This is a genomic window from Candidatus Thiodiazotropha sp. AKAK2 (assembly GCF_058244685.1).
In genome coordinates this window covers 155,473-168,361 of sequence record NZ_JBSYOP010000029.1, presented here as the reverse complement: position 1 = coordinate 168,361, position 12,889 = coordinate 155,473, and the positions used below count along the sequence as shown (strand labels likewise).

At 51.5% G+C, this 12,889-nt stretch carries 9 protein-coding genes and 1 tRNA gene; 2 read left to right on the top strand and 8 right to left on the bottom strand.

Annotated elements, in window-relative coordinates:
- Nucleotides 1-30 precede the first annotated feature (30 nt).
- Together AC4IE8_RS13245 and AC4IE8_RS13240 are read left to right on the top strand one after the other, a co-directional pair.
- Nucleotides 31-1,539: a SulP family inorganic anion transporter gene (locus tag AC4IE8_RS13245; RefSeq protein WP_490791211.1), complete on the top strand. Its 1,509-nt coding sequence runs from the start codon at nucleotides 31-33 to the stop codon at nucleotides 1,537-1,539.
- Between the two features lie 559 nt (nucleotides 1,540-2,098).
- The gene (locus tag AC4IE8_RS13240; protein WP_490791210.1) at nucleotides 2,099-4,366 is read left to right on the top strand and encodes a thrombospondin type 3 repeat-containing protein; all 2,268 of its coding nucleotides are present in this window, start codon (nucleotides 2,099-2,101) and stop codon (nucleotides 4,364-4,366) included.
- Nucleotides 4,367-4,895: 529 nt separating this feature from the next.
- Here AC4IE8_RS13240 and AC4IE8_RS13235 read toward each other — a convergent pair.
- From AC4IE8_RS13235 to nuoH, 8 genes are all read right to left on the bottom strand, one after another.
- Nucleotides 4,896-4,972 (bottom strand) — tRNA-Met (locus AC4IE8_RS13235).
- A gap of 224 nt (nucleotides 4,973-5,196) precedes the next feature.
- Complete coding sequence (gene nuoN / locus AC4IE8_RS13230; protein WP_068991443.1) at nucleotides 5,197-6,645, bottom strand: NADH-quinone oxidoreductase subunit NuoN; 1,449 nt, start codon at nucleotides 6,643-6,645, stop codon at nucleotides 5,197-5,199.
- 30 nt (nucleotides 6,646-6,675) lie between these two features.
- Nucleotides 6,676-8,190 carry an NADH-quinone oxidoreductase subunit M gene (locus tag AC4IE8_RS13225; RefSeq protein WP_068991439.1) on the bottom strand — a complete coding sequence of 505 codons (1,515 nt, stop codon included), beginning with the start codon at nucleotides 8,188-8,190 and terminating at the stop codon, nucleotides 6,676-6,678.
- Between the two features lie 12 nt (nucleotides 8,191-8,202).
- The gene (gene nuoL / locus AC4IE8_RS13220) at nucleotides 8,203-10,191 is read right to left on the bottom strand and encodes an NADH-quinone oxidoreductase subunit L (RefSeq protein WP_068991436.1); all 1,989 of its coding nucleotides are present in this window, start codon (nucleotides 10,189-10,191) and stop codon (nucleotides 8,203-8,205) included.
- A gap of 191 nt (nucleotides 10,192-10,382) precedes the next feature.
- Nucleotides 10,383-10,688, bottom strand: coding sequence for an NADH-quinone oxidoreductase subunit NuoK (nuoK, locus tag AC4IE8_RS13215; RefSeq protein WP_068991433.1), 306 nt, complete (start codon nucleotides 10,686-10,688; stop codon nucleotides 10,383-10,385).
- Nucleotides 10,689-10,692: 4 nt separating this feature from the next.
- Nucleotides 10,693-11,298: an NADH-quinone oxidoreductase subunit J gene (locus AC4IE8_RS13210; protein WP_068991430.1), complete on the bottom strand. Its 606-nt coding sequence runs from the start codon at nucleotides 11,296-11,298 to the stop codon at nucleotides 10,693-10,695.
- Between the two features lie 36 nt (nucleotides 11,299-11,334).
- Nucleotides 11,335-11,823: an NADH-quinone oxidoreductase subunit NuoI gene (nuoI, locus tag AC4IE8_RS13205; RefSeq protein ID WP_068991428.1), complete on the bottom strand. Its 489-nt coding sequence runs from the start codon at nucleotides 11,821-11,823 to the stop codon at nucleotides 11,335-11,337.
- Between the two features lie 8 nt (nucleotides 11,824-11,831).
- A complete protein-coding gene (nuoH, locus tag AC4IE8_RS13200) occupies nucleotides 11,832-12,887 on the bottom strand; it encodes an NADH-quinone oxidoreductase subunit NuoH (protein WP_068991425.1) in 1,056 nt (351 codons plus the stop codon).
- Between the last annotated feature and the right edge of the window lie 2 nt (nucleotides 12,888-12,889).

Below are 12,889 nucleotides of genomic sequence, written 5' to 3'. Positions count from 1 at the left end.
CACTCTCCTGGCTTAAGTATCAGAAGTGAATTGTTTGCAGCCCTGATCGGCGCCATTCTGGTAATACCTCAAGGGATCACCTTTGCCTATCTCGCCGGACTTCCTCCTGAGTACGGTATATACACAGCAATTTTTGTAACACTCTTTGCGAGTCTCTTTGGTACCAGTTCCATGCTGGGTGGACCCAATACAGCCGTTGCGATTCTGATCGGTGTCGCGGTCGCTCCCTTTGCCGGACGGGGAAGCCCACTCTACATTGAGTATGTTTTACTACTCAGCTTCATGGTTGGCTTGATACAACTTACCATCTGGTTGTTGCGGGGTGGGCGGTTTTTCATGTATCTGAGTCCTGCAGCAATTACCGGCATCACTACCGGGGTGGGATTCATTCTAATACTATCATCACTTGATGGTATCTTTGGTCTGTCATCCTCGGATACCCATTTTTTCTACCATAAACTCTACTTTCTATTTGATGATGCAGAAAGTTTAATCAATCCTTTCAGCTTTACCATCGGTGCGACCACCGTAACTGCCGGTATGATAGCGCGCCACTATAAGACCCGGTATGTCATTCTAATCGCCATCACGGCCGGTTATCTCTGTGGCTTGGTGCTGATGGCATACTATTCCCAGGTGGAGATGGAACTTGAATTACTGGGACATTTGCCGATCAACCCATTACCTGTTTCACATCCCCCTATGGGGACAGACTACCTGATTACCGGTCTGGCCATGTTACCCGACGCATTGATCATCGCACTGATTGGTTTAGCTCAATCGATGGTAATCGTCAAACAACTGCGTAATGATACGGACCAACCAATACAACCGGATAAAGAGGTGTTTGCTCAAGGCATAGCGAATCTACTTGCCCCGTTTTTTTCAAGTTTTGCAGGATCCGGAAGTTTCAATCGTACCCAAGTCAATCAATCGCTGCATGCTGAGACACCTCTAACCGGCATAGTCTCAGCTGGCATCGTACTGGTTCTGATCTTGCTGCTTGGCCCTGTGCTGACCTACCTGCCAATGCCTGCCATATCCGGCACGTTGATGTTGGTAGGTATTGGTATGATCAAGACAGATGAGATCAAACGCTTGTTCAACTGGCGAGGAGAATTGGCTGTATTCGCAACAACGCTGTTCTGTATTCTTTTCCTTGGATTACAGACCGGATTGGTCGTCGCATTGGTGTTATCTGTTTTGCTGTTTGTGATCTCCGCCTCGAGCCTTGAACTTATAGCCGAACGGGAGAGTGTCTCGGTCAGAATTCGCGTAGAGGGCCACTTGTTCTATGCATCGATCGACCAACTCAGTCAGATACTCAAAGAGCACCGTCATGAGAGTGTCGTTCTAGACCTCAGTGTTGTCACTTACCTTGATCTGTCAGCTACAGAAGCAATCACCAAGGAACTGGCCAACCGGGATCAGGAGAGTACCTTCTTTGCAGTCAAACTGAGCTCGAAAAGATTGCAAAACCAGTTTGAAATCAAAATGGCTGGGCAGCCGGTTCAGTTCATCCAACATAATCAAGTCTAAAATCTTTTCGTACTACCGGCAAAAAATGAAGCAGAGGACTCTGATCATTTCAACTAGGGCCTGTTAACACTAATCCAATAGGCCCTATGCTATTTGCATATCCCGATAGTTAATCTTATTGCTCACACAACCCTGGAAAGGCATAAAGTGACCTACCCTTTTACATGTCTTCCGGGTTGTATTTGGCGCCACTGACTAATCAAGTGCGATGAAGAACAACTGAAGTAACACCATTGATTCCTATCTGGCCTATTGGATAACCTTTACCGATATCAGGTGATATTTTGTGCTTCACTCAATATCAAAGATCAAAGAACCTCAATCTGAATAATCAAATAAAATGGTGGATGTCCGGGTTAATTCGTATCCCAGGAGATTCTTTTATCAATCGAGTTATAGTCGATAACATCATTATAACTACGTAATTATTTAACTTCCGTTACCCGCCATCCTAATCTAAAGTATAAATTATGGTTTTGAAAACAACCGCATTGAGGGGGGTTATGGCTGTTTTGGATCCACCTTTGAGCTCTACTTTATAAATCCAACACATCATACAATGTCTAATATAAAACTACTCTACTTCCCAATACTTCTAATTATCTTTGCAATCCTGGCTGGGTGCAATCATTCCGATTCGGATGAAAGTGAACCCAGCACAACAATATCGGGCCAATTGATTACCAACGCTGATTCAGATGAATCTTCCACTATCTGTCCCAGTACGGCTGTTAAGATTTTGGTTTTGCAGGATGGTGATACGGTTTCGCAAGTCGAGATCGCACAGGGATGCGATTTTACCGTTGATATTCCAGCAGAGACACCAGTCTCTCTCAAATTTGTTGATGCTTCAGAAAGCGATGTTGGCGTAGTGATCTACGAGAATCCTCGTATTAGTCAGGGTGGAACTCTGGAGGAGTTCATCGATCGATTCCAACTTCCACTGGGTGCAAATGAAGATATCGGCAACGTCCTTCTGTTGCCTGACCAGGATATAGCGCTTCTGCAACGAAACCCGTTGCTCTATCAAGACCGGGATGGGGATGGTGTCGCAGATGGAATGGATGCAGATTTCAATCTATCTGTATTACTCTCCAACCAAGACATTGATAACGACAGCATCGATAATGAAAGCGATAACTGCCCCTATGAATCAAATCCAGACCAGGAAGATACAGATCAGGATGGCCTGGGTGACGCTTGTTCCATTCCGCTGGATATGCCGTTATATGGCCAATTGACTCTGAGCCTGGTCAAAAAACTGGCCACAGAGGAAGAAGTTCAGGCGATCATGGATGACCCTGCTCTTCTGGATTCAACGCTTTTGGAAGTATCTGAAGATGATCCCAATACGATTGTATTTGGCCCCATACCTCAAAAGGGCAATTGGATTGTGACACAGAACCAGAAGGTTATGATCGATCCTGACGGCTTCTTTACCTTAGATCCAGTAACAGACCCAGGCTCCGGCCTGGCGGTTGTCGTTAGAGAAGTAACAGATGAAAAGCCGTTATTTACCTTTCCACTGCACAAGTTGAGCACCGATGCCTCAAACCCGGCAGTAATCGACATCAAGGGTACTTTCCCGAGACCATGCGGTATGGATGGTGACGTTTGTCATAACCCAGCCATCGCTGAGAAAGGCGGTGCAGTACATCATATCAATCATGGGCATATCCATTTACCTCCGATACGGCCGTTCGAAGAACAAGGCGATGAGGGTGTCTCAGGAAATTGCAAGGAGGATTACAATACGTATCCCTGTTGCTTGGACTATGATGGCCCACTCGCCGGTCCTGACGCTGAACCACAAACCGATTCAGTGACCGAAGTCCAAGTCTACCTTGGCTCTACCTGCCATGAATCGGTACTGCACAACTGCTGTACTAATGAGCGGGGAGATTTCGCCTATCGAGCTGTCGAAATCTTACGCATATTCTCGGATAGTATCGATGAGTTGTATGAACCAATCGGATGTCATGACAATCATAAGAAAAGGAACTGTCAATGGATTGACTATGACACCGAACAACGAGGCCTTTATCTGTCTGAAACTGCACCAAGCATCATTCAACGTTCCGCACGATACCAAGAGAATACCCGTCCACAAACAGGTTCGTTATATGTTGAAAATATCGTTGTTGCCTGCGGGCAAGAGAAAACACTCTATATGTACAACAACACCTGCAGAAACGAATCGGTCATCCACTTTGAACGGAATATCGGCGGCTCAGCAAAACTCAATGGGGACGGCGTTGAGAATGAGCGGGAAATACCCGCAAACGAACGTGCCAACCCGTTGGTCGTAAAACACTACAAAGATGGCGTAGACAATTTTATCTTTCAACGATCAATAACCTACACAGCACCATCAGAAGCAGGCTCGGCCGATGCCATTTCAGTACAGGCTGGCGGTATTCATCGACGTGTCAATATTGAAGTAGTCTGTGAAGACACGGTAATAGAGGATCCCCCGCCGGAAGAGGAAGTTACAGAACCACCACCACCGACAACTAACCCTGAAATTGACGTAGTCGAACAGACTGCCTTCATATTTGATCACTACATCGGTGAGTCACCCTGTCCCCAGGAGATTGGTCAACTCAATATCGGCAACAGTGGCGATGGCACTTTGACCTGGAGGATTGAGCATACTATCCCATGGCTGGATGTAGCGCCTGCAAGCGGCATAGCTCCATCCACCGTATCACTTCGATTCAATTGTAATGTGAGTGGTCCTGGCAATCTCAGTGGAAGCTTTTCGATCGTCTCGGATAATGCAATAAACAGTCCGTTATCAATCCCCGTGGGCGGGACGGTTCACTGATGAAAAGCGTCTGATGAGCAAGAGGAGTGTTGTACTTTGCCATCTGCCTGGATAAAAAACAAACTGTTTCCCCTAATATCTTGTCAGCGACTGAAACATAAGATATTCAGGGGACCTGTGTGCCGGTTAATCAAGAAAACAAAGTGAATCACTTTTTTCCAATCATCATTTTCCAAAGGTGACTTTTCCCGTTTACCCACCCAAATGAAAAGGGGCGTTCCCCGATAATCTGACGATCGTGCGTCGCACTTTCAAACTAACGCTATCGCGAAATCGATCGGATCAATGCGTGTCAATTTCTGGCACCCAGGTGTTTCATAAAGAAGACCGGGTTCCACCACTTCAATGTCTCAGAAAAACTGTGTGATTGGCTTTCTCATATCACCAGAGCTGTTTGGCTCCACTGAATACTGGGAAAACCGGCACCTGGAAGAGCCGACGAAAAACAGCTGATGGGTGTGATTTCGACTGAAAAGAAAAAGGCCCGAAACACCACTATAGCTAGCGTATTTCAGGCCTTTTCAATTGTTGGTAGCGGGGGCTGGATTTGAACCAACGACCTTCGGGTTATGAGCCCGACGAGCTACCAGACTGCTCCACCCCGCATCAAGGTGGGGAATACTACCTGTGATGGACCTGGATGACAAGCCCTTTATAAAAAAATTTTAAAAGATTTGAAACATTAGATTAGACAGCCCGGAAAGGCAGAAATTTCAACGCTTTTTCAGACAGAAAAAACTGGAAAAAAAAGCCTAAACAGATCTACCCTTGAGGGATTTGCGAGGTGACCCAGGATGAATCACCTCGAATCAACTGGCCAGAAGCTGGGGTCAGCTGCCTATCGCTGCAGCACAGAGAGACAGCAGGCCTGCGGGGAAAAGTCCCAGCACCAGCATGGAGAGACCATTGATGGAGAGCATCACCTGAGTGTCCACCCCGATTGAGAGCGGTGTTTCATCCTCTGGCTGATCGAAATAGATCAGCTTGACCACACGGATGTAGTAGAAGGCGCCGATGATCGAGAAGGCCACACCGACCAGGGCCAGCCAGGTCAGGTCTACCGAAACAACCGCATCGAGAACGAACAGTTTGGCGAAAAAGCCCACGGTAGGGGGTACGCCGGCCATGGAGAACATCAGCAGCAGCATCATTCCGGCAAACCAGGGATTACGCTGATTCAGGCCCTTCATATCATCCAGATTCTCAGCCTCGAAGCCTTTGCGGCTGAGGGCAATGATGATACCGAAGGCACCGGCCGACATCAGTGCGTAGACCAGGGTGTAGAACATGGCTGCGGTATAGCCCTCTTTGGTCCCTGCAAGGATGCCCAGCATGATGAAACCCACGTGGGATATGGTTGAGTAGGCCAGCATACGTTTGATGTTGGTCTGCGCGATGGCAATCAGATTACCCACACCCATGGAGAGCACCGCCAGGATGATCAGCATCCCCTGCCAACCCTGCCAGCCACCATTCAGCTCAGCCAGGCCATCCACCAGTAAGCGCATGGCCAGAGCGAAGGCGGCGATTTTCGGGGCACTGGCAAGAAACGCGACCACTGCGGTCGGTGCACCGTGGTAGACATCGGGCACCCACATATGAAAAGGTACTGCACCCAGCTTGAAGGCCAAGCCGATTACCAGAAAGACGATACCGAAGATCATCACGATCTCGTTCATGTCCCCCTTGCTCACAACTTTTGCCAGCTCATCGAACTGCAGCGTGCCGGTGGTGCCGTAGATCATGGATATGCCGTAGAGCAGCATACCCGAGGCCAGTGCACCCAGCACAAAGTACTTCATGCCCGCCTCAGCACCCTCGGGAGAATCACGATTGAAGGCGACCAGGGCATACAGACAGAGAGCCAGCAGCTCCAAGCCAAGATAGATGGTGAGAAAACTGTTGGCGGAGATCATCACTGTCATACCCAGAACCGCAAACAGGCCGAGGGTGTAGAACTCTCCCTTGAACAGATCCCGTTGGATCAGATAGTCCTTGGCATAGAGAAAGGAGATAAACGTAACCAGCAGCACTCCAACCTTCAGCAGATCGCTCATGGGATCCCGGATGTAGCTGCCATCGAACAGAATCTGGGTCTCGGAACTGGCCACGGCCAGGGTGACCGCCACGGTGACCAGCAGACCCACCTGGGTGATGACATAGCTGGCGATGCGTTGCTCTTCACGGATGAAAAGATCAACCAACAGGACCAAACAGGCCAGGGTCAGCAAGGAAATTTCCGGTAAGACCGGGATCAGTTGTGTTGCATCGAATTGCATGATTTCGCTACCGAGTCAGGCTCCGTCAGGTTATAACTTGGACACAGCTATATGCTGCAGCAGGTTGTTGACAGAGGCGTCCATCACTTCAACCAGGGGTGCGGGCCACAAACCCAGCAACAATACCGCTGCTGCCAGGGTGCCCAGGACAATGAATTCACGTCGGTTCATATCCTCAAGCGAAGCCACACCATCGGAAGTGACATCACCGAAGACTACCCGCTTGACCATCCATAGGGTATAGGCGGCGCCGATAATCAAGGTGGTTGCCGCCAGGAATGCGTACCAGAAGTCGGCCTGGAAACTGGCCAGGATGACCATGAACTCACCGACAAAACCGGAGGTGCCGGGCAGCCCCGCATTGGCCATCGCAAAGAAGACCATGAAGGCGGCGAATACCGGCATGGTGTTCACCACCCCGCCGTAATCTTTGATCTCCCGACTGTGCAAACGATCGTAGAGCACACCGACGCAGAGGAACATGGCGGCAGAGATGAAGCCATGGGATACCATCTGAACCATGCCTCCCTCGATACCGAGTACTGCACCAGCACTGTTATCACTGTTCTGACTGATGATAAAGACGATAAAGAAGCCGAGGGTGACAAAACCCATATGGGCGATCGACGAGTAGGCGATGAGTTTTTTCATGTCCTGCTGGATCAGCGCCACAAAACCGATGTAGACCACAGCGATCAATGACATGCCAATGATCAGCCAATCCAGGGTATGGCTGGCGTCCGGCGTGATCGGCAGGCTGAAACGGAGAAAACCGTAGCCACCGATCTTCAGCATGATCGCCGCCAGGATCACCGACCCACCGGTGGGCGCTTCCACGTGTGCGTCAGGCAACCAGGTATGAACCGGCCACATCGGCACTTTCACCGCAAACGCGAGCAGGAAGGCGATGAAGATCAGGATCTGTTCGGTCAGCCCAAGCTTGAGGGTATGGAAACCGAGGATATCGAAGCTGCCGGACTGGAAATACATGTAGATCAGGGCGACCAGCATGAACACCGAACCGAAAAAGGTATAGAGGAAGAACTTGATGGTGGCGTAGACCCGGTTCGGTCCACCCCAGACCCCGATGATCAGGAACATGGGAATCAGCATCGCTTCCCAGAAGACATAGAACAGCATCGCGTCCAGCGCGGAGAAGACACCGACCATCACACCTTCCATGATCAGGAAGGCAGCCATGTATTGGGAGGGACGATACTGGATCACTTCCCAACCGGCGATCACAACCAGCGGGGTGATGAAGGTGGTGAGAATGATCAGCGGCATGGAGATGCCATCCACACCCATGTAGTACTCGATATCGAAACCGGGAACCCAGGGCACCCGCTCGACAAACTGCATATCTGCCGTGGCGCTGTCGAACGCGAACCAGAGAGGCAGGCTGACAATGAAGGTCAGAATGGCGATGGTCAGGGCGGTCCACTTGGTGGCGTTCGCTTCCCGGTCGCCACTGGCAAGCACCATGAAGCCACCCACGATGGGCAGCCAGACCGTAAGACTTAGGATGGGCCAATCGGCAATCATGCTCAACGTCCTTTAAAGATATACAAACCAGGTCAGCAACAGCAGCAGACCCAGAATCATGGCAATGGCGTAGTGATAGAGGTAACCGGTCTGGACGTGGCGTACGATCGAAGCCAGCCAACCCACGGTATGGGCAGAGCCATTCACCGCCAATCCGTCAATCAGGCCCCGGTCACCGACCAGCCAGAGGAACTTGCCAATACCCCGGCTGCCTGCGGCAAACACGGCTTGGTAGACCTCATCAAACCAATATTTCTTATCCAGCATCGTGTGTAGCGGCGCCAGGGTATTTTTAATCTTCTCCGCCAGGGCGGGATTCATCATATAGAGATAGAAAGCCAGAGCCAGTCCGGCCATCGCCAGATAGAAGGCGTAGCTTGCATAGGTATGCGCCAGCATGCCATTGCCACTGTGAACCATCGTCTGTACCGCCGCCAGCGTATCGTGCTCGGGCAGCACATAGAGTGCATCTTTGAACCAGTCGCCGAACAGCATCGCGTCAATGGTCAGGTAACCAAGGAACACCGAGGGGATGGCGAGCAGAATCAGCGGTATGGTCACCACCTTGGGTGATTCATGGAGATGCGCCTTGGCATGTTCGTCACGGGGGCCTTCACCGTGGAACACCAGGAAGAACATACGGAAGCTGTAGAGGGCGGTGACAAACACACCGGCCAGCACCAGCCAATAGGCATAGCCGGAACCGGCTATGGTTGAGTGATGCACGGCCTCGATAATCGCATCCTTGGAGAAGAAACCGGAGAAGCCGGGAAAACCGATCAGGGCCAGGGAACCGAGCAATGAGGTCCAGTAGGTGATCGGCATGTATTTGCGCACCCCACCCATGTTGCGGATATCCTGATCATGGTGCATGCCAATGATGACTGAACCGGCAGCAAGGAACAGCAGCGCCTTGAAGAAGGCGTGGGTCATCAGGTGGAAGATGCCGGCGGCATAGGCGGAGGCGCCCAAAGCCACCATCATGTAACCCAGCTGCGACAGGGTCGAGTAGGCCACCACCCGTTTGATATCGTTCTGCACAATACCGATCAGACCGGTGAAGAAGGCGGTGGTGGCGCCGATCACCAGGATGAAACTGAGGGCTGTCTCGGAGAGCTCATACAGCGGTGACATACGCGCCACCATAAAGATACCGGCGGTGACCATGGTGGCCGCATGGATCAGTGCTGAGATCGGGGTCGGGCCTTCCATGGAGTCGGGCAGCCAGACATGCAGCGGTACCTGAGCCGATTTACCCATCGCACCGATAAACAGCAGAATGCCGATCACGGTCATCAGTGACCAGCTGCTGTCACCCCAGATCTGGACCTGGGTATCGACCAGTCCCGGCGCCAACGCAAACACTTCGGCATAATCGAGACTGTTAGTGTACATGACAATCGCGGCAATGCCGAGAATGAAACCGAAATCACCCACCCGGTTGACCAGAAAGGCCTTCAGATTGGCGAAGATCGCCGTGGGTCTGACCGACCAGAAACCGATCAGCAGATAGGAGACCAGACCAACGGCCTCCCAGCCGAAAAACAGCTGCATGAAGTTGTTGGCCATAACCAACATCAACATGGAGAAGGTAAACAGAGAGATGTAGCTGAAGAAGCGCTGATAACTGTTTTTACCGGCCAGACTGGTCTTTGGCCAGTTGTGCTCATCATCCGCCATGTAGCCGATGGTGTAGATATGTACACAGAAAGAGACGAAGGTGACCACAGTGATCATCACCGCCGTCAGATGGTCGACCAGAAAGCCCACCTCCATGCTCAGTCCACCGCTCACCATCCAGGTGTAGACCGTACCGTTGAAAGTCTCCAGGCCATCGTACATAAAGCCTTTCAGTACATAGAGCGAGAGCAAGGCGGAGATGCCGACCCCGGTACTGGTGACCCAGTGCGACCCCTTGCGCCCCAACGTACTGCCAAAGAAACCGGCCAATATCGCGCCGACCAGAGGCGCCAATACGATTGTCAGATAGATATTTTCCATAAACCGTTTCTTCTTAAATTTGGTCCGTGAATGAACGCTGATGATCGCAAGTGTGTTTATGCGTAAGCGTTTTCATTTACCGACTTTCATTAACCTATGTTTCAATTCTGTATATCCAGTCCGTATAACTTCGCCAATAACCACAAACCATCTTTGCGTTCATCAGCATTCATTTGCGGACTTCTTATCAATCAACCCTTCAGGGCATCCATATCCTCGACGTTGATACTGCGTTTGCTGCGGAACAGCACCACCAGTATGGCCAAGCCGATCGCTGCTTCAGCGGCCGCCACCGTGAGGATGAAGAATACGAACACCTGCCCTGCCGTATCCTGGAGAAAATGGGAAAATGCGACAAAGTTGATATTCACCGCCAACAACATCAGCTCCACACACATCAACAGCACGATGACGTTTTTGCGGTTGATGAAGATCCCCGCCACACTGATAGCGAAGAGGATGGCGCCAAGGATCAGATAGTCTGAAAGTGCAATCATGTCGTTAGCCTTTTTCCGCGTCCATGGAGACCATTCGGATGCGATCGTCCCCCTTCTTAATCACAACCTGGGTAGACGGATCGATAAACTTGGTATCGGTGCGCCGCCGCATGGTCAATCCAATCGCTGCAATGATCGCCACCAGCAGGATCACCGCCGCTATCTCGAAGGGGTACATGTAGACGGTATAGAGTACGCTGCCCAGCTCTTCGGTATTGCTATAATCGGCGGCGTGTCTGGCCGGAGCGGCGTATTTTTCCAGGCCGAAGTTGCCTGGCCCGACGATCAGAATCAGTTCCGCGGCCATGGCTATCGCCATCACCACCCCGAGCGGCAGCATCTTGATGAATCCGGACCTCAGTACCGCAATATCGATATCCAACATCATCAGCACGAACAGGAACAGCACCATGACCGCACCCACGTAGACCAACACCAGCACGATGGCGAGAAACTCCGCTTCCGCCAATAACCAGATGCCGCTGCTGGCAAAGAAGGCGAGGATCAGAAACAGCGCCGAATGAACCGGGTTGCGTCGGGTCACCACCATCACTGCCGCCGCCAGAACGACAGCTGCCAGTACATAAAAAATCAGCTTTTCAAGTGTCATATACGGATTCCCGTTATCTCCAAGGTTGCCTGTGGGTCAGCGAACTTTCGCCTGGGCTTCGATATCCGCAGCCAGCTGCGCTTCACATTTATCACCCACTGCCAACAACTTCTCCTTGGTCATGATGTTCTCACCGCGATTCTCGAAGTGGTACTCATAGATTCGCGTCTCAACGATGGCATCCACCGGACAGGCCTCCTGGCAATAACCGCAATAGATGCACTTGAACAGATCGATATCGTAGCGGGTGGTCCGCCGGGAGCCATCCTCCCTGGGTTCCGCTTCGATGGTGATCGCCAGCGCCGGACAGGTCGCTTCGCAGAGCTTACAGGCGATACAGCGCTCCTCACCGTTGGGATAGCGGCGCAAGGCGTGCAATCCACGAAAGCGGGGGGAGACCGGCGCTTTCTCTTCTGGATACATGATGGTGAACTTCTTACGGAACAGGTAACGCCCTGTCACACTCAGTCCACGGAACAGCTCCAGCAGAAAAAGGCTCTTGAAATAGTTTTTAAACACGTTCATAGAAGACCTCAGTCGAACCACCAGGGTACTTGATAGACCACTGCCAGGCCGACCACTGCAATCCAGACAATGGTAATCGGAATGAACACCTTCCAACCGAGTCGCATGATCTGGTCATAGCGGTAGCGGGGAAAGGTGGCACGCAGCCAGAGAAAAAGAAACATGAAGAACCCGGTCTTGATCACCAACCAGAAGAATCCGGGCACCCAATCGAATAGAGGTCCAAGTACCGGCCACCCCTGAAACGGGGAGAGCCAGCCACCGAAAAACATCACCGCCGTCAGCGCGGAGATCAGAATCATGTTGGCGTATTCCGCCAGAAAGTAGACCGCAAAGGCCATACCGGAGTATTCCACATGGAAACCGGCGACGATCTCGGATTCACCTTCCGCCACGTCAAACGGGGCGCGGTTGGTCTCCGCCACACCGGAAATCACATACACGGCAAACAGCGGCAACAGTGGTAGCCAGAACCAGGAGAAGATCCCACCCTCCTGGGCGCGGATGATCTCACCCAGGTTGAGGCTGCCGGCAGCCACCAGAACCCCGACCAGGGCAAATCCCATGGCGATCTCGTAGGCCACGATCTGTGCCGCGGAACGCATGGTGCCGAGGAAAGCGTATTTTGAGTTCGACGCCCAACCACCAATGATCACCCCATAAACCCCGACCGAGGTCAGCGCCAGGATGTAAAGCAGACCCGCATTGATGTCTGCAAACACCAGTTTTTCATCGAAGGGGAAGACGGCCCAGGCAGCCAACGCCGGCGCCAGCGTGATGGCCGGCGCCATCAGAAACAGCAGTTTATTGGCATTCGCGGGAATGATGATCTCTTTGAACATCAACTTCAAGGCATCCGCAATGGGCTGCAGCCAACCCTTGGGCCCTACCCGGTTGGGACCGACGCGCACCTGCATGTAACCGATGATCTTGCGTTCCGCGTAGGTGTAGTAGGCCACCAGCAGCATCATCGGCAGGACAATCGCCACGATCTTGATCATGGTCCAGATCAGATATTGAAGTTCGTAGGGAAGCGCTTCCCAGAGACTGATAAGGAATTCCATCG

What these genes read in the sequence shown, in the direction of transcription:
- AC4IE8_RS13240 (WP_490791210.1), top strand. Translation starts at nt 2,099, where the DNA reads ATGTCTAATATAAAACTACTCTACTTCCCAATACTTCTAATTATCTTT.
- nuoN (WP_068991443.1), bottom strand. Translation starts at nt 6,645, where the DNA reads ATGCAATTCGATGCAACACAACTGATCCCGGTCTTACCGGAAATTTCC.
- AC4IE8_RS13225 (WP_068991439.1), bottom strand. Translation starts at nt 8,190, where the DNA reads ATGATTGCCGATTGGCCCATCCTAAGTCTTACGGTCTGGCTGCCCATC.
- nuoL (WP_068991436.1), bottom strand. Translation starts at nt 10,191, where the DNA reads ATGGAAAATATCTATCTGACAATCGTATTGGCGCCTCTGGTCGGCGCG.
- nuoK (WP_068991433.1), bottom strand. Translation starts at nt 10,688, where the DNA reads ATGATTGCACTTTCAGACTATCTGATCCTTGGCGCCATCCTCTTCGCT.
- AC4IE8_RS13210 (WP_068991430.1), bottom strand. Translation starts at nt 11,298, where the DNA reads ATGACACTTGAAAAGCTGATTTTTTATGTACTGGCAGCTGTCGTTCTG.
- nuoI (WP_068991428.1), bottom strand. Translation starts at nt 11,823, where the DNA reads ATGAACGTGTTTAAAAACTATTTCAAGAGCCTTTTTCTGCTGGAGCTG.
- nuoH (WP_068991425.1), bottom strand. Translation starts at nt 12,887, where the DNA reads ATGGAATTCCTTATCAGTCTCTGGGAAGCGCTTCCCTACGAACTTCAA.